This is a genomic window from Streptomyces sp. NPDC051217 (genome assembly GCF_044455465.1).
Lineage (GTDB): Bacteria > Actinomycetota > Actinomycetes > Streptomycetales > Streptomycetaceae > Streptomyces.
Genome location: NZ_JBITEV010000001.1, coordinates 343,472 through 369,530 on the forward strand (window position 1 = coordinate 343,472; position 26,059 = coordinate 369,530).

At 71.6% G+C, this 26,059-nt stretch carries 24 protein-coding genes; 16 read left to right on the forward strand and 8 right to left on the reverse strand.

Features of this window, described 5'->3' with window-relative positions:
* Nucleotides 1-48 precede the first annotated feature (48 nt).
* From ACIBBB_RS01690 to ACIBBB_RS01705, 4 genes are all read left to right on the forward strand, one after another.
* Nucleotides 49-891, forward strand: a complete 843-nt coding sequence (locus ACIBBB_RS01690; RefSeq protein ID WP_398977613.1) for a nitrilase-related carbon-nitrogen hydrolase — start codon at nt 49-51, stop codon at nt 889-891.
* A 92-nt stretch (nt 892-983) separates the two neighbouring features.
* Nucleotides 984-2,270: an aspartate aminotransferase family protein gene (locus ACIBBB_RS01695; RefSeq protein ID WP_398978767.1), complete on the forward strand. Its 1,287-nt coding sequence runs from the start codon at nt 984-986 to the stop codon at nt 2,268-2,270.
* A gap of 333 nt (nt 2,271-2,603) precedes the next feature.
* Nucleotides 2,604-4,007 carry a dihydropyrimidinase gene (hydA, locus tag ACIBBB_RS01700; RefSeq protein WP_398977615.1) on the forward strand — a complete coding sequence of 468 codons (1,404 nt, stop codon included), beginning with the start codon at nt 2,604-2,606 and terminating at the stop codon, nt 4,005-4,007.
* A gap of 20 nt (nt 4,008-4,027) precedes the next feature.
* Complete coding sequence (locus tag ACIBBB_RS01705) at nt 4,028-5,029, forward strand: TIGR03842 family LLM class F420-dependent oxidoreductase (protein WP_398977617.1); 1,002 nt, start codon at nt 4,028-4,030, stop codon at nt 5,027-5,029.
* Here ACIBBB_RS01705 and ACIBBB_RS01710 read toward each other — a convergent pair.
* Nucleotides 5,007-6,035 (reverse strand): carboxymuconolactone decarboxylase family protein, encoded by a 1,029-nt coding sequence (locus ACIBBB_RS01710; RefSeq protein ID WP_398977619.1) that lies wholly within the window; start codon nt 6,033-6,035, stop codon nt 5,007-5,009. The two genes, ACIBBB_RS01705 and ACIBBB_RS01710, sit on opposite strands and share 23 nt — an antisense overlap.
* A 167-nt stretch (nt 6,036-6,202) precedes the next feature.
* On the opposite strand from ACIBBB_RS01710, the gene ACIBBB_RS01715 reads away from it, so the two are divergent.
* Together ACIBBB_RS01715 and ACIBBB_RS01720 are read left to right on the forward strand one after the other, a co-directional pair.
* Entirely contained in the window at nt 6,203-7,348 is a 1,146-nt protein-coding gene (locus ACIBBB_RS01715; RefSeq protein ID WP_398977621.1) for a sensor histidine kinase, read from the forward strand.
* Complete coding sequence (locus tag ACIBBB_RS01720) at nt 7,345-8,037, forward strand: response regulator (protein WP_398977623.1); 693 nt, start codon at nt 7,345-7,347, stop codon at nt 8,035-8,037. Before ACIBBB_RS01715 ends, ACIBBB_RS01720 begins: the two co-directional genes overlap by 4 nt.
* Before the next feature lie 43 nt (nt 8,038-8,080).
* On the opposite strand, the gene ACIBBB_RS01725 is transcribed toward ACIBBB_RS01720, so the two are convergent.
* From ACIBBB_RS01725 to ACIBBB_RS01735, 3 genes are all read right to left on the reverse strand, one after another.
* Nucleotides 8,081-9,133: a biotin/lipoate A/B protein ligase family protein gene (locus ACIBBB_RS01725; RefSeq protein ID WP_398977625.1), complete on the reverse strand. Its 1,053-nt coding sequence runs from the start codon at nt 9,131-9,133 to the stop codon at nt 8,081-8,083.
* Between the two features lie 106 nt (nt 9,134-9,239).
* On the reverse strand, nt 9,240-9,911 hold the full coding sequence (locus ACIBBB_RS01730) for a permease prefix domain 1-containing protein (protein WP_398977627.1): 672 nt from the start codon (nt 9,909-9,911) through the stop codon (nt 9,240-9,242).
* Between the two features lie 5 nt (nt 9,912-9,916).
* Entirely contained in the window at nt 9,917-10,267 is a 351-nt protein-coding gene (locus ACIBBB_RS01735; RefSeq protein WP_398977628.1) for a helix-turn-helix transcriptional regulator, read from the reverse strand.
* Between the two features lie 86 nt (nt 10,268-10,353).
* Here ACIBBB_RS01735 and ACIBBB_RS01740 point away from each other — a divergent pair, with 86 nt between their 5' ends.
* Complete coding sequence (locus ACIBBB_RS01740; protein WP_398977630.1) at nt 10,354-10,815, forward strand: DUF2269 family protein; 462 nt, start codon at nt 10,354-10,356, stop codon at nt 10,813-10,815.
* Between the two features lie 331 nt (nt 10,816-11,146).
* Here ACIBBB_RS01740 and ACIBBB_RS01745 read toward each other — a convergent pair whose 3' ends face one another.
* Nucleotides 11,147-11,566 carry a hypothetical protein gene (locus ACIBBB_RS01745; protein WP_398977632.1) on the reverse strand — a complete coding sequence of 140 codons (420 nt, stop codon included), beginning with the start codon at nt 11,564-11,566 and terminating at the stop codon, nt 11,147-11,149.
* A 339-nt stretch (nt 11,567-11,905) separates the two neighbouring features.
* On the opposite strand from ACIBBB_RS01745, the gene ACIBBB_RS01750 reads away from it, so the two are divergent.
* The 7 genes from ACIBBB_RS01750 to ACIBBB_RS01780 all read left to right on the forward strand — a co-directional run bounded on the left by ACIBBB_RS01750 (nt 11,906) and on the right by ACIBBB_RS01780 (nt 20,502).
* The gene (locus tag ACIBBB_RS01750) at nt 11,906-12,688 is read left to right on the forward strand and encodes a PIG-L deacetylase family protein (protein WP_398978769.1); all 783 of its coding nucleotides are present in this window, start codon (nt 11,906-11,908) and stop codon (nt 12,686-12,688) included.
* A 118-nt stretch (nt 12,689-12,806) separates the two neighbouring features.
* Nucleotides 12,807-14,618: a gamma-glutamyltransferase family protein gene (locus ACIBBB_RS01755; RefSeq protein ID WP_398977634.1), complete on the forward strand. Its 1,812-nt coding sequence runs from the start codon at nt 12,807-12,809 to the stop codon at nt 14,616-14,618.
* 102 nt (nt 14,619-14,720) lie between these two features.
* Nucleotides 14,721-15,599, forward strand: a complete 879-nt coding sequence (locus ACIBBB_RS01760; RefSeq protein WP_398977636.1) for an inositol monophosphatase family protein — start codon at nt 14,721-14,723, stop codon at nt 15,597-15,599.
* A 213-nt stretch (nt 15,600-15,812) separates the two neighbouring features.
* A complete protein-coding gene (locus ACIBBB_RS01765; RefSeq protein WP_398977638.1) occupies nt 15,813-17,231 on the forward strand; it encodes a phytoene desaturase family protein in 1,419 nt (472 codons plus the stop codon).
* 306 nt (nt 17,232-17,537) lie between these two features.
* Nucleotides 17,538-18,356, forward strand: coding sequence for an alpha/beta fold hydrolase (locus tag ACIBBB_RS01770; protein WP_398977640.1), 819 nt, complete (start codon nt 17,538-17,540; stop codon nt 18,354-18,356).
* Nucleotides 18,357-18,458: 102 nt separating this feature from the next.
* Nucleotides 18,459-19,940, forward strand: a complete 1,482-nt coding sequence (locus ACIBBB_RS01775) for an AlkA N-terminal domain-containing protein (protein WP_398977642.1) — start codon at nt 18,459-18,461, stop codon at nt 19,938-19,940.
* A 25-nt stretch (nt 19,941-19,965) separates the two neighbouring features.
* Entirely contained in the window at nt 19,966-20,502 is a 537-nt protein-coding gene (locus ACIBBB_RS01780; protein ID WP_398977644.1) for a methylated-DNA--[protein]-cysteine S-methyltransferase, read from the forward strand.
* A 37-nt stretch (nt 20,503-20,539) separates the two neighbouring features.
* Here the strand turns inward: ACIBBB_RS01780 and ACIBBB_RS01785 are convergent, their stop codons facing one another.
* The 3 genes from ACIBBB_RS01785 to ACIBBB_RS01795 form a co-directional block, all read right to left on the reverse strand.
* Complete coding sequence (locus tag ACIBBB_RS01785; RefSeq protein ID WP_398977645.1) at nt 20,540-21,265, reverse strand: SIR2 family NAD-dependent protein deacylase; 726 nt, start codon at nt 21,263-21,265, stop codon at nt 20,540-20,542.
* A 57-nt stretch (nt 21,266-21,322) separates the two neighbouring features.
* On the reverse strand, nt 21,323-22,633 hold the full coding sequence (locus tag ACIBBB_RS01790) for a hypothetical protein (protein WP_398977647.1): 1,311 nt from the start codon (nt 22,631-22,633) through the stop codon (nt 21,323-21,325).
* A 169-nt stretch (nt 22,634-22,802) separates the two neighbouring features.
* On the reverse strand, nt 22,803-23,303 hold the full coding sequence (locus ACIBBB_RS01795) for an NUDIX domain-containing protein (protein ID WP_398977649.1): 501 nt from the start codon (nt 23,301-23,303) through the stop codon (nt 22,803-22,805).
* A 188-nt stretch (nt 23,304-23,491) separates the two neighbouring features.
* Here ACIBBB_RS01795 and ACIBBB_RS01800 point away from each other — a divergent pair, with 188 nt between their 5' ends.
* Nucleotides 23,492-24,646, forward strand: coding sequence for a glycerate kinase (locus ACIBBB_RS01800; RefSeq protein WP_398977651.1), 1,155 nt, complete (start codon nt 23,492-23,494; stop codon nt 24,644-24,646).
* Nucleotides 24,647-24,870: 224 nt separating this feature from the next.
* Nucleotides 24,871-26,058: a CE1758 family FMN-dependent luciferase-like monooxygenase gene (locus tag ACIBBB_RS01805; protein ID WP_398977653.1), complete on the forward strand. Its 1,188-nt coding sequence runs from the start codon at nt 24,871-24,873 to the stop codon at nt 26,056-26,058.
* Nucleotide 26,059 lies beyond the last annotated feature (1 nt).

The window sequence follows — 26,059 nt, forward strand, 5'->3', positions numbered from 1 at the left end:
GTAGAAAGCCTGAGAAAAAGCCCGACCTTCCCGCCGAAGGAGCAGCTCGTGGCCAGAGTCGTACGCGCCGCACTCGTCCAGGCGACCTGGACCGGTGAAACCGAATCCATGATCGCCAAGCATGAGGACCACGCCCGCGAGGCGGCCCGGCAAGGCGCCAAGGTCATCGGCTTCCAGGAGGTGTTCAACGCCCCCTACTTCTGCCAGGTGCAGGAGCCCGAGCACTACCGGTGGGCCGAACCGGTCCCCGACGGACCGACCGTGACCCGGATGCGGGCCCTCGCGCAGGAGACCGGGATGGTCATCGTCGTACCGGTCTTCGAGGTCGAGCAGTCCGGGTTCTACTACAACACCGCGGCCGTGATCGACGCCGACGGTTCGTATCTCGGCAAGTACCGCAAGCACCACATCCCGCAGGTCAAAGGCTTCTGGGAGAAGTACTACTTCAAGCCGGGCAACGCGGGCTGGCCCGTCTTCGACACCGCCGTCGGCAAGATCGGCGTATACATCTGCTACGACCGGCACTTCCCGGAGGGCTGGCGCCAACTCGGCCTGAACGGCGCCGAACTGGTCTACAACCCGTCGGCCACCTCGCGCGGACTCTCCAGCTATCTGTGGCAGCTGGAGCAGCCCGCGGCCGCCGTCGCCAACGAGTACTTCATCGCCGCGATCAACCGCGTCGGCCAGGAGGAGTACGGCGACAACGACTTCTACGGGACGTCGTACTTCGTCGACCCGCGCGGCCAGTTCGTCGGCGAGACCGCGAGCGACAAGGCCGAGGAACTGGTCGTCAGGGACCTGGACTTCGGGGTCATCGACGAGGTGCGCCAGCAGTGGGCGTTCTACCGGGACCGCCGCCCGGACGCGTACGAGGGGCTGGTGCAGCCGTGACCGAAGCGCCCGCGGGTCCGGCCGCCGCGCACGCCGCCGGTCCCGCCGCCGGTTCGACCGCCGCCGCCCCGTCCCACGACGGACCGGTGCACCTGCCGGCCACCGATCTGTACGGCCGGCACCGCGCCGTCCTGCCCGACTGGCTGGCGCTCTACTACCGGCGGCCCATCGAACTCACCCACGGCGAGGGCCGGCACGTCTGGGACGCCGACGGCAACCGCTATCTCGACTTCTTCGGCGGCATCCTCACCACCATGACCGCCCACGCCCTCCCCGAGGTCACCAAGGCGGTGAGCGAGCAGGCCGGGCGGCTCATCCACTCCTCCACGCTCTATCTGAACCGCCCGATGGTCGAGTTCGCCGAGCGCGTCGCCCACCTCTCCGGCATCCCGGACGCGCGGGTCTTCGTCACGACCTCCGGCACCGAGGCCAACGACACCGCGCTGCTGCTCGCCACCGCGTACCGCCGCTCCAACCAGATCCTGGCGATGCGCAACAGCTACCACGGCCGGTCCTTCTCGACCGTATCCATCACCGGCAACAGCGGCTGGTCCCCGACGAGCCTCTCGCCGCTCCAGACGCTCTACGTGCACGGCGGCGTCCGCACCAGGGGCCCGTACGCGCACCTGTCCGACGCCGAGTTCATCGCCGCGTGCGTCGCCGATCTGGAGGACCTGCTCGGGCACACCCGCGCACCCGCCGCGCTGATCGCCGAGCCGATCCAGGGCGTCGGCGGATTCACCTCACCGCCCGACGGTCTGTACGCCGCGTTCCGCGAAGTCCTCGACCGGCACGGCATCCTGTGGATCAGCGACGAGGTGCAGACCGGCTGGGGCCGCACCGGCGAGCACTTCTGGGGCTGGCAGGCGCACGCCGACAACGGCCCGCCGGACATCCTCACCTTCGCCAAGGGCATCGGCAACGGCATGTCCGTCGGCGGAGTCGTCGCCCGCGCCGAGATCATGAACTGCCTCGACGCCAACTCCATCTCGACCTTCGGCGGCAGCCCGGTCACGATGGCCGCGGGCGTCGCCAACCTCACGTACCTCCTGGAGCACGACCTCCCCGGCAACGCGCGCCGCGTCGGCGGTCTGCTGATCGAGCGGCTGCGCGCGGCGGGGGCCTCCGTCCCGGCCGTACGGGAAGTACGCGGCCGGGGCCTCATGATCGGCATCGAGCTGGTGAAGCCCGGCACCGACGAGGCGAACCCGGAGGCAGCGGCGGCGGTGACGGAGGCGGCCCGCGAGGGCGGCCTGCTGATCGGCAAGGGCGGCGGCCACGACACCAGCGTGCTGCGCGTCGCGCCACCGCTCTCCCTCACGGTCGCCGAGGCCGAGGAGGGCGCGGCGATCCTCGAACGCGCCCTGGGCAGCGTCTAGCCGTGTCTGACAAATCCCGCCTGGCGCGCGACGCCCGGCACGCACGCTCGCCGCGTTGTCGGACTCATTCACGTACGTCCAGTACGAGAATGATCCTCCGCCTTGCGATCGCACGCGCCGACGAGTCATCAGCCGCTCCGCGGCGGGCACGCGCCCGCCCCGCGGGCGGACGGCGCTACGTGTCAGACACGGCCTAGTCCGGGCACCGCCCGTGCCCCCGGCACAGCCCGTATCTTCACGCACCGCCCGCACCGCCCGCACCGGTCAGGCGACCGAGGACGGCAGCCACGCAAGGTCGCTCAGCCACGCCCGTCATGTCACGGAGGCCATGTCATGAGTAATCGCACGCTCGTCCGGGGCGGTCTGGTCATCACCGCCGCAGACGAAGTCCACGCCGACGTCCTGACCGAGGACGGCCGCATCGTCGCGCTGGCCTCCAACGGCTCCGACGTCGCCGCCAGTTGGACCGCCGACCGGGTCATCGACGCCACCGGCAAGTACGTCATCCCGGGCGGCGTCGACGGCCATACGCACATGGAGATGCCGTTCGGCGGGACCTTCGCCGCCGACACCTTCGAGACCGGCACCCGCGCCGCCGCGTGGGGCGGCACCACCACCATCGTGGACTTCGCCATCCAGTCGCCCGGCCAGGCGCTGCGCGAAGGGCTCGACGCCTGGTACGCGAAGGCGGACGGCAACTGCGCCATCGACTACGGCTTCCACATGATCCTCGCCGACGTCAACGAGCAGTCCCTCAAGGAGATGGATCTCCTCGTCCAGGAGGGCATCACCTCCTTCAAGCTGTTCATGGCCTACCCCGGTGTGTTCTACAGCGACGACGGCAAGATCCTGCGCGCCATGCAACGGGCCTCCCACAACGGGGGGTTGATCATGATGCACGCCGAGAACGGCATCGCGATCGACGTCCTCGTGGAGCAGGCCCTGGCCGCCGGACGCACCGATCCGCGCTACCACGGAGAAGTACGCAAGGTCCTGCTGGAGGCCGAGGCGACGCACCGCGCGATCCAGCTCGCGCGCGTCGCCGACGCCCCTCTCTACGTCGTCCACGTCTCCGCCGAGGAGGCCGTCGCCGAGCTGGCGGCGGCCCGCGACATGGGACTTCCCGTCTTCGGCGAGACCTGCCCCCAGTACCTCTTCCTGTCCACCGACAATCTCGCCGAGCCGGACTTCGAGGGCGCCAAGTACGTCTGCTCGACTCCGCTGCGGCCCCGTGAACACCAGGCCGCCCTCTGGCGCGGACTGCGCACCAACGACCTCCAGGTCGTCTCCACCGACCACTGCCCCTTCTGCTTCACCGGGCAGAAGGAGATGGGCCGCGGCGACTTCTCCAAGATCCCCAACGGGCTGCCGGGTGTGGAGCACCGGATGGATCTGCTCCATCAGGCCGTCGTCGACGGGCACATCAGCCGGCGCCGCTGGATCGAGATCGCCTGCGCGACCCCGGCCAGGATGTTCGGCCTCTACCCCAAGAAGGGCACCATCGCGCCCGGCGCCGACGCCGACATCGTCATCTACGACCCGCACGCCGAGCAGACCCTGTCCGCCGAGACGCACCACATGGACGTCGACTACTCGGTGTACGAGGGGAAGCGGATCACCGGGCAGGTCGAGACCGTCCTGTCGCGCGGCGAGGTCGTCATCGACCGCCGGAAGTACACCGGGCGCCCGGGGCACGGCATCTACACCCCCCGCGCCACCTGTCAGTACCTCACCTGAAAGTTGGGAGTGGCCCGGCCATGGACTTCGGACTTGTTCTCCAGACCGACCCGCCGGCGTCGGCTGTCGTCGGACTCATGCGGCGCGCCGAGCGCAACGGCTTCCGCTACGGCTGGACCTTCGACTCCGCCGTGCTGTGGCAGGAGCCGTTCGTCATCTACAGCCGCATCCTCGAACACACCACCCATCTGATCGTCGGGCCGATGGTCACCAACCCGGGCACCCGGACCTGGGAGGTGACCGCGTCCGCCTTCGCCACGCTCAACGAGATGTACGGCAACCGCACCGTGTGCGGCATCGGCCGCGGCGACTCCGCGATGCGCGTCGCCGGCCGGGCGCCCAACACGCTCAAGCGGCTCGGTGAGTCGATCGACGTCATCCGTGAACTCGCCGAGGGCCGCGAGGCGTTGGTGGACGGCAAGCCGCTCCGGCTGCCATGGGTGCGGGACGGGAAGCTGCCGGTGTGGATGGCCGCGTACGGACCGAAGGCGCTGGCCATGGCCGGCGCCCAGGCCGACGGCTTCATCCTCCAGCTCGCCGATCCGTATCTCACCGAGACCATGGTCAAGGCGGTCCGCACGGCCGCGTCCGACGCCGGACGCGACCCGGACTCGATCACCATCTGCGTCGCCGCGCCCGCCTACGTGAGCGACGATCTCGCGCACGCGCGCGACCAGTGCAGGTGGTTCGGCGGCATGGTCGGCAACCATGTCGCCGATCTGGTGAGCCGCTACGGCGAGCACTCCGACCTGGTGCCCGACGCCCTCACCACGTACATCAAGCAGCGCGAGGGCTACGACTACAGCCACCACGGCCGAGCCGGGAACCCCTCCACGGACTTCGTGCCCGACGACATCGTGGACCGCTTCTGCCTGCTCGGCCCCGTGGAGGCGCACATCGAGAAGCTGAAGGTGCTCAAGGCCCTGGGTGTCGACCAGTTCGCCGTCTACGACATGCACGACGCGAAGGAAGCGACCATCGACACGTACGGCTCCGAGATCATTCCCGCGCTGGCGGACTGAGCCGGTCACCCCGCACGGGCGCCCCGTCCCCGTGCGGGGCGGCTCCGGTGAGCGCCGACTCGACACGCTCGACCGCGCAGATCGCGCCGAACGCGATCAGATGGACCAGACAGTGCTCGGAGCGCGGCGGGACGAGCCACGCCGCCACGTCCTCGTCCGTGATGCGGTACGGGGCCAGGGCCGCCAGCAGCGCGAGCCGGACGCCCGGCCGCTCGTCCCGCCCCGGCAGGCCGCCGCCGGACAACGGGAGCGGGCTCACCCCGTCCCACGCGGCCACCGTCCGACGTACGTACGCGGCGTCCTCGTCGCTCAGCAGGCCCGCGCCCATGTGCGCCGCCGTGCGCAGCGCGCCGAACGCGGGGCCGACCGGACTGTCGCCGGCCCACGCGGGCGCCGGCCCCGCCGTCTCCAGCAGGCGGAGGCTGTCGCCCGGGGGCAACTCGCGGCGCACCGTACGGGACAGGGTGCGGCCCGCCATGCTGCGCAGGGCCCGGTATTTCTGTACGCCGCCGGGCAGCATGTCCTCGGTGAGCAGCGCCGACACGATCCGGTTGATGAAGTGGAAGGCGAGGCCCGTCCCGATGAACTCGGGCGTGTGCTGCGCCGCGAACGGACGCTCCTCGTCCATCCGCTTCCCCCAGGCAAGCAGCCGCCGGTGCCGGGGATCGGCCGGCTCCTCGCCGCGCCCGACGGTCTCGGCGAGGCCGTGCTCGCCCGTCGCGTGCAGCAGCACCGTGTGCGCGTCCACGCAGAACGGACAGCGGTTGGCGAGCGACACCCCGGCGGCCACCACCTCCTTGTCGACGCGGGACGCCGAGCCCGCCAGCAGGGACTCGCGCAGGACGGCCCAGGTGCCCGTCAGCAGCGGCGGCGAGGCCGTCAGGACGACGAAGGCCGGCGCGCCCTCGAAGCCGAAGTCGGTGGAGAGCTGGGCGAAGACCTCGGCGGTCACTCCGGTCGCGGCCTTCGGCGGGGCGGGTGTGGTGTATCGGTACGTTCGAGTCATGGCACCGATGTTCGCCGTGGTCAGGGCCCCGGGGCGTCGTACCGCCGGTGGCATTCGGGCCTGCGCCCGCCGGGTCGCGGCGGGAAGTGACTACTGCGCCGGGAGTAGTGCGGAAGCAGTCGCCGGGGACGACGCGCGGTCTGCCGCTCGCTGGCTACAGTGCCGCCATGGGGGGCGAATCGAAGGGCACGTCGGCGGGCCGGCGGGCATGGCTGCTGGACACGGCGCTCGCCGCCGTGACCGGCGCTCTGGTGCTGCTCGCCGCCGTGGCCGCCGACAGGCCGGGCCCCGACGCGCTCGACGGGCTGCTGATCGCCGCCGGCGCCCTGGCGCTGGCCGGGCACCGGCGCGCGCCGGTCGTGGTGCTGGCCGTGACGACGCTCTGCATGCTCGCGTACGTCCTGCACGGGCAGCCCGGTTCGTGGGCCGCCTTCCCGGTCCTCGCGGCCGTCCACGCGGCGGCGCGCAGCGGGCGGCGAGCGTTCGGCATCGTGGCGGGCGCGGTTTTCCTCGTCGTGTTCTTCGCCGTCGGCGCGGGCGGCGACGACATCGTGGAACGGACCGTGCTGCTGGTCGGCTGGTTCCTCTCGGCGGGCGTCACCGGACTCGCGGACAAGAACTGGCAGGCTTACCTCCGGCAGACCGAGGAGCGGGCGCGGGAGGCCGAACGCACGCGTGAGGAAGCCGCGTTGCGCAGGGCGGGGGAGGAACGGCTGCGGATCGCCCGTGAGTTGCACGACTCCCTGACCCACTCCATCTCGATCGTCAAGCTCCAGGCGGGAGTCGCCGTGCATCTGGCGCGCAAGCGCGGCGACGAGGTGCCCGCCGCACTGCTGGCGATCCAGGAGGCGAGCGGCGAGGCCATGCGGGAGCTGCGCTCCACGCTCGAAGTCCTCCGTACGGATGTCGTGGCGGAGGGGACGGGCCTGGACCGGCTGGACGAGCTGGTCGGGCGGGCCAGGACGGCGGGAATCGCCGTCGCCGTCTCGGTCACGTACAGCGAGAACGCCCCCCGGCTCCTGCCACCGGCCGTCGACCGGACCGCGTACCGCATCGTCCAGGAATCCCTCACCAACGTGGCCCGGCACGCCGACCGCGCGAAGACCGAGGTACGGCTCACCCACCGCCCGCGCCACCTGCTGGTAGAGGTCGAGGACACGGGCCCGGCCGCACCCGGCGATCCGGTCGCCGAGGGCACCGGGCTGACAGGGATGCGCGAGCGCGTCGCGGCGCTGGGCGGCAGTCTGCACGCGGCGCCCGGCGTGACCGGCGGATTCACCGTACGGGCCGAACTCCCCCTGGAGAGCGAGTGATTCGCGAGGTGGTTCAGGACGCGTTACGGGTCGTGGTGGTCGACGACCAGGCCCTGATGCGCGCCGGGTTCCGGGCGCTGCTGGAGGCGGAGGACGGCATCGAGGTGGTCGGCGAGGCCGCCGACGGGCAGGTGGGGCTCGACCTGGTGCGGCGGTGTGTCCCGGACGTGGCGCTCATCGACGTACAGATGCCGGTGATGACCGGCATCGAGACCACCCGGCACATCGCGGCCGACCCCGCGCTGGCCGGTGTGCACGTCGTCATCCTCACCAACTACGGCCTGGACGAGTACGTGTTCGACGCGCTGCGCGCCGGGGCCGCCGGGTTCCTGCTCAAGGACACCGAACCGGTCGAACTGCTCCAGGCGATCCGCGTCGCCGCGCGCGGGGACGCCCTGCTGTCGCCGTCCATCACGCGCCGGCTGATCGGGGAGTTCGTGTCCCGGCCGCCGGACCGCTCGACCGCGCCGGGCCTGGAACCGCTGACGCGGCGCGAGCGCGAGGTGACGGGGCTGGCGGCGCGCGGACTGACGAACGAGGAGATCGCGGCGCACATGGTCATCAGCCCGTTCACCGCGAAGACCCATATCAGCCGGGCGATGACCAAGCTGGGCGCCCGGGACCGGGCCCAACTGGTCGTGTTCGCCTACGAGTCGGGGCTGGTCGCACCGCGAGGCGCCGCGGGCTGAGTCATTCGGGCGCCGCCGTTTCGGTGGGGCGTCCAGTGCTCGGTTACGGCACCCGGGCCGTCCACTCGGCCGTACCGAACTTCGTCTCGGCCAGCTCCCGGGCCCGCGCCATCTCCTCGTCGGTGACCTTGCCCTCCGTCAGGCCGTACCGCCCCCGGAAGGACGCGATCATCCGCTCGATGACCGCCTCGCGCGGCAGGCCCGTCTGGCGGCGCAGCGGGTCCACCCGCTTCTTCGCGCTGCGCGTGCCCTTGTCGGAGAGCTTCTCCCTGCCGATGCGCAGGATTTCGAGCATCTTGCCGGCGTCGATGTCGTACGCCATCGTCACGTGGTGCAGTACGGCGCCGCCGCCCACCACCCGCTTCTGCGCGGCGCCCGCGATCTTCCCGGCCTCGGTGGCGATGTCGTTGAGCGGCTGGTACCAGGCCTTGATGCCCATGTCGCCGAGCGCGCCGAGCACCCAGTCGTCGAGATACGCGTAGCTGTCGGCGAACGTCAGGCCCTGTACGAGGGCGTCGGGGACGGACAGCGAGTACGTGATGGTGTTGCCGGGCTCGATGAACATGGCGCCGCCGCCGGAGATCCGCCGTACGACCGTGACGCCGTGCCGCCCGGCGGCCTCCGGGTCCACCTCGTTGCGGAGCGACTGGAAGCTGCCGATCACCACGGCGGGGGAGGCCCACTCCCAGACCCGTAGCGTCGGCGGGCGACGGCCGGCCGCGACCTCGGTCGTCAGAATCTCGTCCAGGGCCATGTGGAGCGCGGGCGACTGCGGCTCCATATGGATGAGCTGCCAGTCGTAGTCCGTCCAGTCCGTGGCGTGCGCCAGTGCGCGCCGCACGGCGATGGCGACACCGTCGCTCGTCAGCCCGTACATCTGGGTGCCGGGCGGAAGCGCCGTCTCGACGCGGGCGGCGAGACCGGCCGCGTCGAGGTCGGCCGGCGCGCCTTCGAGGGCCCGGTCGATGGCGTGGATGGCCTCGTCCGGCTCCAGGAAGAAGTCCCCGGCGACCCGGACATCGCGCAGCACGCCGTCCCGCGCCTCCAGATCCACGACGACGAGCTTGCCGCCCGGCACCTTGTACTCACCGTGCACCGTTGTGCCTCCAGCTCCTGCCGCGTCACCTCACGCGTGAACGCGGGTCTGGTGCTTGCAACGCACGGGCCCGGGGGGATCATCCCGGGCCCGTGCGCCCGGGGGCTCAGCCGACGGGCAGGCGCGCGCAGCGGCGGCAGGCGCGGGCGGAGGAGGCCACCATGCCGTGGAGGAGGGCGGTGACCATGGCCGCGAGCGTGACCACCGGCCAGTTCGTGGCCAGCGGCGACACCACCGCGAGCGCGACCATGGCGACCACCATCGCCACACAGGCCGTCGTACCGGCCCACGCGACGGCCAGTGGCAGCCGCTGCGGTGTCCGCAGCCTGCGGGCGAGCGCGCCGGTGGAAGCGAGCGCCGCCCCCGCGAGCAGGGTGGCGACGGCCGCGACGGCCGCCAGCTGGACGGCGACCAGCTGCGCCGTCTGCTGAAGCTGCCAGTCCTGCCCCGAGGTCCAGATCAGATGCCAGCAGGCGATCAGGAACGGGACGGTGAGGGTGACGGACAGGGCGGTCCGCCGGGTCTGCGCGATGGTCAGCTCCCGCTGGCAGCTCGGCACGAGCTCCTCGGGTGTGCCGAACTCCCGTACCGCCAGGAGGGCGGCCTGCTCGTAGGGCACTCCGTCGCGGGTGTGCGCCTCCACCGTGTCGGTGAGCCCGTCCCGTATCTCCTGGATCATCCGGGACTTGGCCCGGAGGGGGCCGTGCAGCGCGTCGGACAGTGCGGCGATGTGGGCCGCGACGGGGTCGGGCGTGCTCGCACCGTTGCCGGTGCTCATGCCGCTCATGACGCGGGCCGGGGCGCCGGGGCGGTGGCGACCGGGTTCAGGACCGAGCCGATCGCCGTCGTGAACTCGCGCCACGCCGTCCGCTCGCTCTCCAGGCCCCCGCGCCCGGCGTCGGTCAGCCGGTAGCAGCGCCGCCGCCGTTCGCCGACGGACTCCCAGCTGCTGCCGAGCAGTCCCAGCCGCTCAAGCCTGTTCAGGGCCGGATAGATCGTGCCGGTACGGAGCTGGAGCGCGCCCTCGCTCCGCTGCTGGACCGCCGCGATGATCGCGTAGCCGTGCAGCGGGCCGGGTTCGAGCACGGCCAGCAACAGTCCGTCCAGGTGCCCACGCACCGCGTCTGCCTTCATAGGTAGGCAGCCTACTCATAGAACGCGTTGGCGTGGTACCTATTGGCAGCCAACATATTCACGCATCTGCCTGAAGGGGCCCCGCGGTGACCAAGCTGCTGCTGTCCATCCATGTCCTCGCCTCGATCCTGGTGGTCGGGCCGATCGCCGTGGCGGCGTCGTTGTTCCCCCGCTACGCGCGCATGGCCGGGGAGGACGGACGCTCAGCCGGCGCCGCGGCGCTGCTGCACCGGATCTGCGGCGGCTACGCGATCGTGGGGGTGACCGTCCCGGTCTTCGGGATCGCCACGGGCGCGCAGCTCGGTGTCCTCACCGACATCTGGCTGATCACGTCGATCGTCCTGACATCGATCGCCGCCGCGATACTGGCGCTGGCCATCCTGCCCGGCCAGGAGAGGATGATCGAGACATCGGCGGCCGGGGCCCCCGGCGACGAAACGTCACGCACCGCGGCCCGGCTGGCGGGCCTGACGGGGGTCTTCAACCTGCTCTGGGCGGTGGTCGTCGTCCTGATGATCGTGCGCCCGGGGTCGACGACAAGTGCCTGACGCACCGTCAGTTCCCTTGCGGCGCACGGCCGGTGGTGGCGCGGACGAACATTGGACGCGGCACCGCGCCCGTGGGTCGTGGGCGCGCGGGCGATCGAGGCCGGTGGCACACCGCCGCCCGGACCCGCGCGGGCAGCCCGCGCCCGTCCGGCCGGACGACCAGGGGTGGCCCTACGGCCGACAGCCTGTGCGGGATTCCCGGTTCCACCCCTGGCCGGCTCTGCCGGTATTCGTAGCTGGTGAGTTGGCCGCGCTCGGTGGCCACGCTCACCCCCTGGCATGGTGGGGCCCGGCCGCATACGGTCGCGGCCGGGTCGGAGTTGGTGGGTGATCAGGACTCGGGGCAGAGCGTCTTGCGCAGGCCGAAGTTGATGTGACTTCCGTCGTCATCGGTCAGCGTGACGCCGTCGTAGGAGAACCGCTGCGCAGCACTGTGGTCCGGGTTCGTCGCGCCGCCGTCGAGGGACGCGCACTGGTTGCGGGCCGCGTCGATGGCCTTGTCCTCGTCATGGGTGAGGTTGCCGTTGACGTCATGGATGGTCGCGAGGACGGCGTCGCGCTCGGCGCCTGTGGGCTCCGGCGGTATGCCGGAGTTCTTGGCGGCGCCGCTGTTGTCCGCGGCACTCGACGCCTCGGGTACGGCGCTCTTGACGGTGGCGGCCTTGCTGTCGCTGCCCTTGTCGCTGCTGCAGCCAACGACGGTGACGGCAAGTATGGCGACGATGGCCGCGGTGGTGGTGCGGATGCGCATGATTCCCCCCTGATATGACACGAGTGACAACATGGTGCGACAGGTGGGGCGCCGGGCCTGCGGCGGTGATGGAGTTGTGACGTGATGCGGACGCGTTTGAAGCGATCCGCTTCCGTGGCGGTCGCTGCCTCCAGGACGGATCGCCGTGCCGGCACTCGCTCGGGACTCTCGGCCGGCAGAGCCCGGAGCGTTCGTGCCGCTCAAATCGAAGTATGGGCGCACGTGGCTGAGGCATCCGTCGGCTTCAAGGCCGACGCGGATTTCTGATTATGGAACCGAACTACTCACTTCTTTGTGCTGGTGGCGGGAAAAGGGGTCGGATTCGTGAGCAGTCGAGTCATGGTGGTAAGCCCACATCGCGACGACGAAACCATCGGCTGCGGGGGCACCATCTGTGCCCACACGGAGCGTGGGGACCACGGAGCGGTCGTCCACATATGCGGTGAGGGAGGAGCCAGTCTCGCCGAGGCGCGTTCCGCCGCAGGCATCCTCGGCGTCTCCGAGATCAGTACCCTCTCGTGCCGGGTGGGACAGCCGACACCGACGAGAGAGCTTTTGCTGGAACTCGTCATGGCCTTCCGACAGCACCGGCCACAGATTGTCTACGTACCCCATGAGGCCGATGCCGATCCCACCCACAAACTGACGTCGGCTCTCGTGCGCGAAGCGCGATGGCTGGCAGGCCACCCGGCGCTGCCGGAGGCGGGCGAGCCGGCCGAGGGTTTCGCCCCCATCGTCTACGAGTTCGAGGTGTGGACTCCGTTGGCCAGGCCTACGGCGTTCGTCGACATCAGCCGACATGTGGAGCGCAAGGCAGCCGCGCTGAACTGCTGTCCGTCTCGGATGGGCATCAACGAGTGGTCCGAAGGGGCGCTTGGTCTTGCGCGCTATCGCGGCGTCACTTCGGGCCAGGGAGACCATGTGGAGGCATTCGCGGTTGTCGGTGCCCCCCCATGTGTCGTTTCCGCCTCCGCACCGAGGGCGCAGACGCGGAGCAGCCACCTGTCGAGGCGGGGCCGTGGCCGATGGCCGTACCGGACAGTTCTTCGCGGCGGACAAGCTGACGCGCCGCGAGCGGCACATGCCAGAGGCGGGGAAGAAGGGGCGCAGGGCGATCGATAACCTGCTGGAGGCGCGGATGGAGGAGGGGGCTGGTCCACACTCCCCAGATTCTCCCCAGGACCGTTCCTGAGCACTCATCGGTCTGGCCGATGGGCGGAAAGGCTAGGTGAGAGGCCATATGTTCACTACCCGTCCCACCCTCCAGGGCACCTTCGGCATGGTGTCCTCCACCCACTGGCTCGCCTCGCAGTCGGCGATGGCTGTGCTGGAGGACGGCGGAAACGCCTACGACGCCGCCGTCGCGGCCGGGTTCGTCCTGCACGTCGTGGAGCCGCACCTCAACGGTCCGGCCGGCGAGGTGCCGATCATCCTCGCCCCCGCCGGAGGCGAGGTCCAGGTGCTCTGCGGCCAAGGACCCGCGCCCGCGGGGGCCACGATCGAGCACTACCGCTCCCTCGGCCTCGAACTCGTCCCCGGCACCGGACCGCTCGCCGCCGCCGTGCCCGGGGCCTTCGACGCCTGGATGCTGCTGCTGCGCGATCACGGCACCCAATCCCTCGCGCGGGTGCTGCGTTACGCGATCGGCTACGCCGAGGACGGCCACGCCCCCGTCGAGCGGGTCGGCGAGACCGTGGAGAGCGTCCGTGAGCTGTTCGAGACCGAGTGGACCTCGTCCGCCGACGTCTACCTCCCCGGCGGGCGGTCCCCGGCGCCCGGAGAACTCTTCCGCAACCCCGCGCTGGCGGCCACCTGGCGCCGGCTGACGGCCGAGGCCGAGGCCGCCGGCGGTGACGACCGCGTCGCGCAGATCGACGCCGCGCGGGACATCTGGCGCCGGGGATTCATCGCCGAGGCGCTGATACGCGGGTCGGACCGGCCCACCCTCGACACCAGCGGCTCCCACCACACCGGCACCCTGACCGCCGCCGACCTGGCCGGATGGTCCGCGGCGTACGAGGCGCCCGCCACGTACGACTGGAACGGCTGGACCCTCTGCAAGGCCGCCGGCTGGAGCCAGGGCCCCGCCTTCCTCCAGCAACTCGCCCTGCTTCCGCCCGCGCCCGAGCTTCCGGCGTACGGCTCCGAGGAGTACGTCCACCTTCTTACGGAGGGCTGCAAGCTGGCCATGGCCGACCGGGAGGCCTGGTACGGCGACGCCGCCGACGTACCGCTCGCCGCCCTCCTCTCGGAGCCGTACAACACCGCGCGCCGCGCCCTTCTCGGCGACAAGGCCTCTTACGAACTGCGTCCGGGCAGTCCCGACGGACGCGAGCCCGTCCTCAGCGCCCACGCCACCGCCGTCGCCGCCGGTGAGGCAGGATTCGACGCGCTCGGCCTCCCGGCGGCGGGCGCGGGCGAGCCGACCGTCGCCCGGAACGGCTCGACCCGTGGCGACACCTGCCACCTCGACGTCGTGGACCGCTGGGGCAACATGATCGCCGCGACACCGAGCGGCGGCTGGCTCCAGTCCAACCCGGTCGTGTCCGAACTCGGCTTCCCGCTCGGCACCCGCCTCCAGATGACCTGGCTGGAGCCCGGACTGCCGGGCTCCCTCACCCCGGGCCGCAGGCCCCGCACCACGCTCACGCCGTCCCTCGCCCTGCGCGACGGCACGCCCGTCATGGCCTTCGGCACCCCCGGCGGTGACCAGCAGGACCAGTGGCAGCTCCACTTCTTCCTGGCCGTCGCGCTGCGCCCGCCAGTACGCGGCGGACTCGACCTCCAGGGTGCGATCGACGCGCCCAACTGGCACAACGACAGCTTCCCCAGCTCCTTCTATCCGCGGGGGATGCGGCCGGGCAGCCTCACGGTGGAGCCGTCCATGGACGCGGCCGTAGTAGAAGGGCTGCGCCGCAGGGGCCACGACGTCACCGTCGGCGAAGCCTGGTCGGAAGGGCGGCTCTGCGCGGTCGCGAGGGACCCGCGGACAGGCGTCTTGTCGGCCGCGGCCAATCCGCGAGGCATGCAGGGGTACGCGGTGGGGCGCTAGGTCCTGTCCGGTCGGCCGGTCAGCGCGGGGACGCCGATCGGCCACCGAGCCGTCATCTCCGCTCCCACCTGCCTTGTCGTATCCCTGTGGTTCTCTTGAGGAATGATCGATGACTTCCTGAACGGTGACCTTTCCGCTGTCGAGGCGGCGATGCGTGACGCGGCCGCCGCCGAGATCATGCCGCGCTACCGGCAGCTCGCCGCACACGAGATCGTCGAGAAGTCCGGCCCCCACGACCTGGTGACCAGCGCCGACCGGGGTGCCGAGGAGTACCTGACCGCCGCCCTGACGGCGCTGTTGCCCGGCTCGGTCGTGGTGGGCGAGGAGGCGGTCCACGCCGACCCGGCCGTGTACGGGGCGCTGCGCGGCGACGCGCCCGTGTGGATCGTCGACCCCGTCGACGGCACGCGTCAGTTCGTCCGGGGCGAGCCCGGTTTCTGCACGCTCGTCGCGCTCGCCCAGGGCGGCGAGGTGCTGGCCTCCTGGACGTACGCGCCCGCGAGGGACGAGATGGCCACCGCCGTACGAGGACGAGGCGCCCGGTTGGACGGTGTGCCGCTGCGCTCAGGTACGCCCGAGCCCGGCGCGGTGCTGGACGTCGCGATCTCCCACCCGGACTACACCTCGCCCGAGGAGAAGCGCGCGCTCCTGGGGGTACGCGACGCGGGCGACATCGCCGCCCGGCCGTGCGGCTCGGCGGGGCTGGAGTATCTGGCCGTCGCGGTCGGCAGGCTCGACGCGGTCGCCTTCAGCTGGGAGCTGGCCTGGGACCACGCGGCGGGCCTGCTGCTGGTGACGGAGGCCGGGGGCGCGCAGATGACGCTCACGGGTGAGCCGTTCCGTGTCACGGGCGGCAACGCGGTGCCCTTCACGGCGGCGCGGGACGAGGCGACCGCGCGGCGGGTACGGGAGCGCCTGCTGGCGGGCGCGCGGACGGAGGAAGAGGCGGGCGCGGGAGCGGGACCGGCCTCGGGAGCCTGAGGGCCCCGGCGCCCCCGAGCCCACGGGACCCGGCCCCGGCGGACGACCGGCCCGAGGCGCCCCGGCCCGAGGCGCCCCGGCCCGAGGCGCCCCGGCCCCGGCGGACGACCGGGCGACCAGGCCGCCGGCCGTATCCGTCGCCCCGCCGACAGAGTGTCAGGGGCCAGGAATATCCTGGTTCCTCTGGCCATCGGCTGACGAAGGAGTCCCAAGGTGCCGTCGATGCTCGATGCCGTCGTGGTGGGTGCGGGACCCAACGGCCTGACCGCCGCTGTCGAGCTGGCCCGACGTGGATTCTCCGTCGCCGTGTTCGAGGCCCGCGACACCGTGGGCGGGGGAGCGAGGACCGAGGAACTCACCCTCCCCGGCTTCCGTCACGACCCCTGTTCCGCCGTACACCCGCTGGGCGCGGGATCGCCCGCGTTCAACGACATGCCCCTCGCCCGGTTCGGCCTGGAGTGGCTGCACCCCGAGCTGCCGATGGCCCACCCCTGGGACGACGGCACGGCCGCCGTGCTGTCCCGCTCCGTCGCCGAGACCGCCGCCTCCTTCGGCCCGCGCGACGCGGGGGCGTACCGCCGGCTGCTCGCCCCCTTCCTCGGCAAGTGGGACGCGTTCGCGCGGGACTTCATGGCGCTGCCCCCCAGGGGCCTGCCGCACGACACCCTCACGCTCGCCCGCTTCGGCCTCGCCGGGCTCCCGAGCGCGAACCTGCTGATGAGGCGCTTCCACGACGAGAAGGTCAAGGGACTGTTCGCCGGTCTCGTCGCCCATGTCATCGCCCCGTTGAGCGGGATCGCCACCGGCGGCGTGGGCCTGATGTTCGCGCTCGCCGCGCACGAGAACGGCTGGCCGCTGCCACGCGGCGGCTCCCAGGCCATCTCGGACGCGCTCGCCGCGTATCTGCGTGACCTCGGCGGCACGATCCACACCGGCTTCGAGGTCAAGAGGCTCGACGATCTGCCGCCGGCCCGCGCGTACGTCTTCGACACCTCGCCGACCGCGCTCGCCCGTATCGCGGGCCTCGGCCGGGCGTACGACTCCTACCGGTACGGCCCCGGTGTCTTCAAGATCGACTACGCGCTGGACGGCCCCGTGCCCTGGACGGCCGAGGCCGCGCGCCGGGCCGGCACCGTCCAAGTGGGACCCACGAAGGGGGAGATCAGCACGGCGCTGGACCTGGCGTACGGCGGCAGCGCCCCCGCCACGCCGTTCCTGATCACCGCCCAGCCCAGCCTGGTCGACCCGTCCCGGGCACCGGAGGGCAAGCATGTCTTCTGGGCGTACGGCCATGTCCCGCATGCCTGGGAGGGCGACTTGACCGAGGCGATCGAGCGGCAGATCGAGCGCTTCGCGCCCGGCTTCCGGGACCGCGTCCTGGCCCGCGCGACCGCGGGCCCGCCGGAGCTCGCGGCCCGTAACGCCAACTACGTCGGCGGGGACATCGCCAGTGGCTCCGTCGCCGGGCTGCGGCTGCTGGTGCGGCCCAAGCTCTCGCTGTCGCCGTACAGCACTCAGCACCCCGCGGTCTTCATCTGCTCGTCGGCGACCCCGCCGGGCCCCGGCGTGCACGGCATGTCGGGGCAGAACGCGGCGAAGGCGGTCTGGCGCAAGCTCCGCGCGACCGCCTGACATCGCACGGCCCCACGCCCGGTCCGGGCGGCCCGTCGCCGGCCGGGGGTTTCCCCATCGGGCGGGACCCGCCGATTGCTGAGACGCTGTTGGCGTCCGGTGTCCACGGTCGGCGCGCCCCGCACGGTGAGGGCGAGAGCTCCCCACCCATCGAGGTCGAGGCGGACGCCGATGCCGCGCCGCGTCGCGTCGCGAGAGCGCCGTGCGTACGTGATCCCGAAACGCGGACCGGCCGCACACCGACCGCCGCCGGGCCGTTACGCGAACGTGCGACGCCACCACAGCCGAAGAAAGGGATGGACCGTCATGACCACCATCACCACCACCGACGGCACCGAGATCTTCTACAAGGACTGGGGAACGGGCCGCCCCGTCGTGTTCAGCCACGGCTGGCCGCTGAACGCCGACGCCTGGGACGGGCAGCTCCGTCTCGTCGCCGAGAACGGCTTTCGCGGCATCGCGCACGACCGGAGGGGGCACGGCCGCTCCGGCCAGCCGTGGCAGGGCAACGACATGGACACCTACGCCGACGATCTCGCCCAGCTCCTGGAGACGCTGGACGTCCGTGACGCCGTCCTCGTCGGGCACTCGACGGGCGGCGGCGAGGTCGCCCGCTACATCGGCCGGCACGGGACGTCCCGGGTCTCCAAGGCGCTGCTGCTGAGCGCGATACCCCCGCTGATGCTGCGCACCGACGCCAACCCCGACGGTACGCCCATCGATGTCTTCGACGGCATCCGCGCGGGCCTGGCCGCCAATCGCTCGCAGTTCTACGAGGACCTCACGGACCAGTTCTACGGCTTCAACCGCCCCGGCGCCGCGGTCTCGAAGGGTACGCGCGACGCTTTCTGGCTGTGGAGCATGCAGGTCGGCCTCAAGGCGGCGTACGACTGTGTGAAGGTGTTCTCCGAGACGGACTTCACCGAGGACCTCAAGCGCTTCGACGTTCCCACGCTCCTCGCGCAGGGCGACGACGACCAGATCGTGCCGATCGTGGCCGCCAGCCCCAAGTCGGCCGAACTGATCAAGGACGCGACGCTGAAGGTCTATCCGGGCCGGCCGCACGGTCTGTACGGCGACCACGAGCAGGAGTTCAACTCCGACCTCATGAGCTTCATCAGCTGAGGCGCGAGGCCTGCGTCGGTCGACCGCGTGAGCGCGGGCAGCACGAGGTCGATGTCGGATTCTCGCCAGCTTCCAGCACCCCGTGTGCCGGATGCTTGACGCATGCACACCGACACCGAGCGCTGCTTGCGCGCCGTCCGGTCCAAGGACGCGCGATTCGACGGATGGTTCTTCACCGCCGTCCTGACCACCGGTATCTACTGCCGTCCCAGCTGCCCGGTCGTGCCCCCGAAGGCCGAGAACATGGTCTTCCACCCGAGCGCGGCCGCCTGTCAGCAGGCAGGGTTCCGCGCCTGCAAGCGGTGCCGGCCGGACACCAGCCCCGGCTCGCCCGAGTGGAACGCCCGCGCCGACTCCGTCGCCCGCGCCATGCGTCTCATCCAGGACGGGATCGTCGACCGCGAGGGCGTCACGGGCCTCGCCGTGCGCCTCGGCTACTCGGAACGCCAGATCGAGCGTCAGCTCCTCGCCGAACTCGGCGCGGGGCCGCTCGCGCTGGCCCGCGCCCAGCGGGCCCAGACCGCGCGGCTGCTCATCGAGACGACGGCGCTGCCGATGGCGCAGGTCGCCTTCGCCGCCGGGTTCTCGTCCATCCGCACCTTCAACGACACTGTCCGTGAGGTGTTCGCGCTCTCACCGACCGACCTGCGGACGCGCGGAGCCAGGCGTTCGGACACCGCCCCCGAAGCGGGGACACCCGGGGTGATCAGCCTGCGGCTGCCCTTCCGCGCACCGCTCAACCCCGACAACCTCTTCGGACATCTGGCGGCCACCGCCGTCCCCGGGGTCGAGGAGTGGCGGGACGGCGCGTACCGGCGCACGCTCTCCCTTCCGTACGGACACGGCATCGTCGCCCTGACGCCGAAGCCCGACCACATCCGCTGCCGGCTCGCGCTCACAGACCCGCGCGATCTCACCGTCGCCATCAGCCGCTGCCGCCGCATGCTCGACCTGGACGCCGACCCGGTCGCCGTCGACGAACAGCTGCGTACCGATCCGCTGCTCGCCCCGCTGGTCGACAAGGCGCCCGGCCGCCGGGTGCCGGGCACCGTCGACGCCGCCGAGTTCGCCGTACGCGCGGTACTCGGCCAGCAGGTCTCGACCGCCGCGGCCCGCACGCACGCCGCCCGTCTCGTCAGCGCGCACGGCACACCCGTGGACGATCCCGAGGGCGGCCTCACCCATCTCTTCCCCACGCCCGGGGAGCTCGCCGCGCTGGACCCCGAAGCCCTCGCGCTGCCGCGCAGCCGCCGCACCACGCTCATGACCCTGGTCGAGGCACTGGCCGACGGCACGCTGCCGCTCGGCGCGGACAGCGACTGGGACGAGGCCAGGGCCCGCCTCCAGGCGCTGCCCGGTTTCGGACCGTGGACCGTCGAGGCGATCGCGATGCGCGCGCTCGGCGACCCCGACGCCTTCCTGCCGACGGATCTCGGTGTGCGCCGGGCCGCGCGGGCACTTGGGCTGCCGGCCACACCCGCCGCGCTGACGGCGCGCGCCGCCGCCTGGCGGCCCTGGCGTGCGTACGCGGTCCAGTACCTCTGGGCCACCGAGGACCACGCCATCAATGTCCTTCCCGCATAGTGGAGTTCACCGAATGACCAGCGGCATGACCAGCAGATCGCACACCGTGGCCGACAGTCCGTACGGGCCGTTGACGCTCGTGGCCACCGACGGGGTGCTGTGCGGTCTCTATATGACCGAGCAACGCCATCGCCCGCCCCAGGAGAGCTTCGGCGAGGTCGACGCCCGGCCGTTCGGCGACGTGATCGACCAGCTGGACGAGTACTTCGCGGGCGAGCGCACCGAGTTCGACCTGCCGCTGCGGCTGCACGGCACGCCGTTCCAGCGCGGCGTCTGGGAGCAACTGCTGAAGATCCCGTACGGCGAGACCCGCAGTTACGGTCAACTGGCGGGCGCGCTCGGCAAGTCGGGGGCGTCGCGCGCGGTCGGACTGGCCAACGGAAAGAACCCGGTGGGCATCATCGTGCCGTGCCACCGGGTGATCGGATCGACGGGCGGCCTCACCGGATACGGCGGCGGGCTGGACCGCAAGCGGCGCCTGCTGGTCTTCGAGGGCGCGACGGGCACGTCGGGCGCGGCGCCCGCCGGCACGAAGGCGGGCGCGGCGGGCACGCTCTTCTGACGTACGCAGGCACGCGCCCGCCTCGCGCCCCGCCCCGTCAGCTCGTGTGGAACTGCTTCAGCAGCGCGGGCAGCGCCGTACCGATCGGCTCCCGGATGACTTCGTCGGCCTGCTCGTCGTACGGCGTCGGCTCGGCGTTCACGATCAGGAGCCGCGCGCCGTGCTCCGCCGCGATCCCCGCGAGCGAGGCGGCCGGCTGAACCTGGAGCGTCGTGCCGACGGCGATGAAGACGTCGCACGCCTTGGCGATCGACAGGGCCTGCCCGAGTACCTCCGGATCCAGCCGTTCGCCGAACATGACCGTCGCCGACTTCAGGACGGCACCGCACACGGTGCACGGCGGATCCTCCTCGCCCGCCTCGACCCGGGCCAGCGCCTCCTCCATGGTGGAGCGGGCGTGACACCCGGTGCAGACCACCGCCCGCGCCGTGCCGTGCAGTTCGAGCACCTTGCGGGCGGGCGTCCCGGCGAGCTGATGGAGCCCGTCGACGTTCTGCGTGATCACCCGGACCGCCCCGTCGACGGTCCGGTCGAGCTCGGCGACGGCGTGGTGCGCGACATTCGGCCGGGCGCGGAAGGCCGGGCTGTCCCGGCGCATCCGCCATGAGCGGCGGCGGATGTCCGGGTCGTTCATGTATGTGTCGTAGGTGACGAGCTTCTCGGCCTCGGGATCGCGCCGCCACACGCCGCGCGGACCGCGGTAGTCGGGAATGCCGGAGTCGGTGGAGATCCCGGCGCCGCTGAAAATCGCGACGAGAGTCATGCCGCGAGGGTACGCAGCGGAGCCGGGACGGAGCGACCCCATAAGCGCCGACAGGAGTTAGTGGACGTGGCCGATGTGACCGATATGACCGGGGTGGGGCGCGTGGCCGGGGTAGTCGGAGGGTTCGGTCGTGCCGTCGGCGACGGCCGTGGGGACCGGGGCGAAGGGGGTCGGCACGTCGCCCGTCCAGCGGTTCATCACGGCCTTGCCCGTCTGCTTGGTGACGCCGTCCTCCACGACCGTGCCCGCCTCCGCGAGGTAGTACCGGCCGTCGTCGAGGGACACCAGACCGTACTGGCCGGTCGACTCCCAGCCGTACGTACCGGACGCGGGGTGGTGCAGCCCCCGTGCGAGGAGCGGCAGCAGCCGCCCGCGTTCGGGCCCCGGCTGGCCGGCGACGGGCCCGGAGACCGGGTGCTCGGAACCGTCCAGGACGAAGAGCGAGTAGTTCGGGAACTGAGCCTTGGTGCCCTTGTACGCGGCCAGCAGCCAGTTGCCGGTGTACGCGTCGTAGTCGAGGTTCTGCGTGCCGTAGGTGGTGTTGCCGGTGTAGCTGAAGTACTTGCCGTCGGGCGAGCCGGGGCCGCTGGTGTGCGGGTCGGCCTCGGTGAGCGGGCGCTCGTACTTCTTCCAGCGCCGGATGTCGTACTGGAGCAGGACCTGGTTGTCGTTGTCCTGCCGGGTGGTGTTGGCGTAGACGCCGTACGCGACGGTGAGCAGCTGCGTACGCGAGGGGCCGCGCCCGGCGCCGCGGCGCTTGTCGTCGAAGGCCGGGCCGAAGGCGACGCCGTCGATGCCGCTGCATCCGTAGCGGTGGTCGGCGGTCTTCGCGGTGTCGCCGTCGAAGACGCCGTTGCCGTCCATGTCGGCCGTGTAGTCGTCCACGACCTCCTTCAGATGGACGGTGGAGACGACACCGGTCGTCTCGGCGTCCATGTCCATCCCGGTGATGCGGTCACCGTCGAAGATCGCGATGTAGAAGGCCTTGGCCGCCTTGTACTCCAGGGAGCCGTAGACCCTGCCGTCCTCGGCGTTGAAGTCCAGGTCCCCGAGGTGCCCGGTGAATCCGGTGACCGAGCCGACGGGCCTGCCGGTGAGGTCGGTCTTGACGAGGAGGTTGGTGAACGAGAAGTACATGAAGCCCTTGCGGCGGTCGACGGCCATGCCCTGGACATGGCCCGACTTCCAGGCGCCGCCGTCCACGGTGGCCGGGAGTGTGGGGAGCCGGCCGGGGCCGGCGGGCTTCGTGGACACCGGTTCGGAGCCGCTGTCGGCCCCCACCGTGTCCGCCGCCGCTGTTCCCGCGCCCGCCGCCACAACCGCCGTCGTGAGCAAGGCTGTCAGCAAGCCGTGAATCTGACGTCGCATGTTCCCCTCCGGTGTCCTGGGCCTGGGATTCTGGATCATGCAGGGCACTCGTGCACGGCGGGCCAACGCGGGGTGAAGGGGTGTCGACCGGAAGCGGCCCACCGGGCGGCGCGTACATGACATATGAGAACAGTTCCCGCCGCACCCGTCACCACCGCTCACCCGCGGATCATCCAGCCCGGCGGCCGTTCTCCAACTCCACGGGCCCCGAGCCGGTTTCGAGCGCATCGAGCCCCGCGAGAATGCGACCGGCGAGCGATCCGATCATCAGATCGGGAATCTGGGCGCGGCTCACCAGCCGCCAGGAGAGCAACTCCTCGTGCTGGAGCCGGATCGCGCCGAGCCGCTCCTCGTCCAGGACCCCGCCGTCGTACAGATACGCGACAATGGCCGGCCGGTCCGGCGCCTGCGACCAGTCCAGTGCGAGCAAGGGCCCCAACTCGACGTCCAGGCCGATCTCTTCGTACGTCTCGCGCCGCGCCGCCTGACGCGGTGTCTCGCCCCCGTCGGACTCGACGGTCCCGCCGGGGAGCGCCCAGCCCGGCCGGTAGTTGGGCTCGACGATCAGTACCCGCCCCTCCTCGTCCCGGAAGAGCGCGGCGGCCCCGCACAGGACGCGGGGGAGACCGGCGATATAGGTGAGGTAGTCGGCGTCGCGAGAGGTCGTCACGCGGAAAGCGTAGATCAGAGGCACCTTCGGGGTGCCGAAACCGGCCCAATGCCGTTCCTCCGACTATGGGAGCTTTGTCCTTCTCCTGGTGGTGCGCAGGCCGGGGCGGTGCCCGTGGGCAGGAAGCCACCCGGCCGGATAGGGTCGGTGCGGCGCGACTGCCTGTTCGAAAGCAAAGGGATGACAAGGTGACGGACGGAGCAGTAACCGAGGCCGCGCATGTGCTCGTCGCGGCGGACAAGTTCAAGGGCTCGCTCACGGCCGTACAGGTCGCCGAGCGGGTGACGGCCGGGCTGCGCGTGGTCGTCCCCGGCCTCGACGTCGAGGCGCTGCCCGTCGCCGACGGCGGTGACGGCACCGTCGCCGCGGCGGTGGCGGCCGGGTTCGAACGCCGGGAGGTACGGGTCACCGGACCACTTGGTGACGAGCTGACCGCGGCGTACGCGCTCCGTGACGGCACGGCCGTCGTGGAGATGGCCGAGGCGTCGGGGCTCCAGCACCTGCCCGCCGGGGTCTTCGCGCCCCTCACCGCCGGGACGTACGGCTCCGGCGAACTGCTGCGCGCCGCGCTCGACGCGGGCGCGCGCACCATCGTCTTCGGCGTCGGCGGCAGCGCCACGACGGACGGCGGCGCGGGGATGCTGGCCGCGCTCGGCGGGCGGTTCCTCGACGCGGACGGGCAGCCGGTGGGCCCCGGCGGCGGCGGACTGCGCGATCTCGCGACGGTGGACCTGTCCGGGCTCGATCCCCGTATCGCTCGGACGGACATCGTCCTCGCCAGCGATGTCGACAACCCGCTGACCGGGCCCAAGGGAGCCCCCGCGGTCTACGGGCCGCAGAAGGGCGCGTCCCCCGAGGATGTCGGCACCCTCGACGCGGCTCTCGCGCACTACGCGCGCGTCCTGGACAAGACCCTCGGTGCCAAGGCGGCCGAGGCCGCGCTCTCACCCGGCGCGGGCGCCGCGGGCGGTATCGGTTACGGCGCCCTCGTCGGACTCGCCGCGAGCTTCCGGCCCGGCATCGAGGTCATGCTCGACGTACTCGGCTTCGGCCCCGCGCTCTCCCGCGCCACGCTCGTCATCACCGGCGAGGGATCGCTGGACGAACAGACGCTGCACGGCAAGGCCCCGGCGGGCGTCGCGGCGGCGGCCCGCGCGAAGGACATCGAGGTGATCGCGGTCTGCGGCCGGCTGGCCCTGCGCCCGGAGGCCCTGGGCCGCGCCGGTATCCGCCGCGCGTACGCCCTGACGGACCTGGAACCGGACCCGGCACGCTGCATGGCGGAGGCGGGCCCGCTGCTGGAACGCGTGGCGGCGAACATCGCACGCGATTTCCTGACCTGACGGGAGATGGGCGGGAGATCGACGGGAGCGCCCGCCGGGGCCGATCGCCCCGGCGGCTCGCAGAGGATCGGCCCCGCGCTCTCCCACCGCCCGCCCGCCCGCACAAGGACCGGCGTCCGGACACCGATCTTCCGCCGAGACTCGTTCTCGCCCGGTCCGCGCTCGCGGGAATACATGACTGGTCATGTTGTTGTCGGTGAGGACACCGCGGAAAGGCGGACATCATGCAGTTCGGAATCTTCACCGTCGGCGACATCGCCCCCAACCCCGTCACCGGCTGCACGCAGAGCGAGGCGGAGCGGATCAGCAACATCGTGCGCATCGCGCGGAAGGCCGACGAGGTCGGGCTGGACGTGTTCGCGCTCGGGGAGCACCACAACCCCCCGTTCATCCCCTCCTCACCCACCACCCTCCTCGCGCACATCGCGGCGCTGACCGAGCGGATCATCCTCAGCACCTCGGTCACGCTCATGACCACGAACGACCCGGTGAAGATCGCCGAGGACTACGCCATGCTCCAGCACGTCGCGAAAGGCCGGCTGGACCTGATGACGGGGCGCGGCAACACGGTGCCCGTCTACCCGTGGTTCGGCAAGGACATCCGCCAGGGCCTGGCCCTGGCCCTGGAGAACTACAACCTCGTGCACCGGCTCTGGCGGGAGGACGTCGTCGACTGGGAGGGCCGGTTCCGCACCCCGCTCCAGGGCTTCACCTCGACCCCCCGCCCGCTGGACGACGTGCCGCCCTTCGTGTGGCACGGCTCCATCCGCACCCCCGAGATCGCCGAGCAGGCCGCGTACTACGGCAACGGGTACTTCGCGAACCACGTCCTCGCGCCGAACTTCCACTTCAAGCCGCTCGTGGAGCTCTACCGCGAACGGTTCGAGCACTACGAGCACGGCACGAAGGAGCAGGCCATCGTCGGTCTCGGCGGACAGGGCTTCATCGCCAGGCGCTCGCAGGACGCCGTGAACACCTTCCGCCCCTATTTCGAGAACTATCCGTTGTTCCGGGGCACGAAGCTGGAGGACTACACGCGCGGCACCCCGCTGAGCGTCGGCAGCCCGCAGGAGGTCATCGAGAAGACCCTCACCTTCCAGGAGGGCTTCGGGGACTATCAGCGCCAGCTCTGGTCCCTGGACAGCATGGGACTTCCCGTCGAGATGGCCCTCGAACAGGTCGAGCTGCTCGGCACCGAGGTCGTCCCGGTGCTGCGCGAGGAGATGGCCGCCCGGCGCAAGCCCGGCGTGCCGGAGGCCCCCACGCACGAGAGCCTTGTCAGGGCGAAGTACGGCGACGCCGAGCCGCGCGCCCCGCGCCCGAACCCGAACCGGGGCGACAACCTCTCCGGGACGTCTCCCTACCAGGACAGCGACCCCGAGGTCCAGGCCCTCTTCCCGCAGGTGGTCTGAG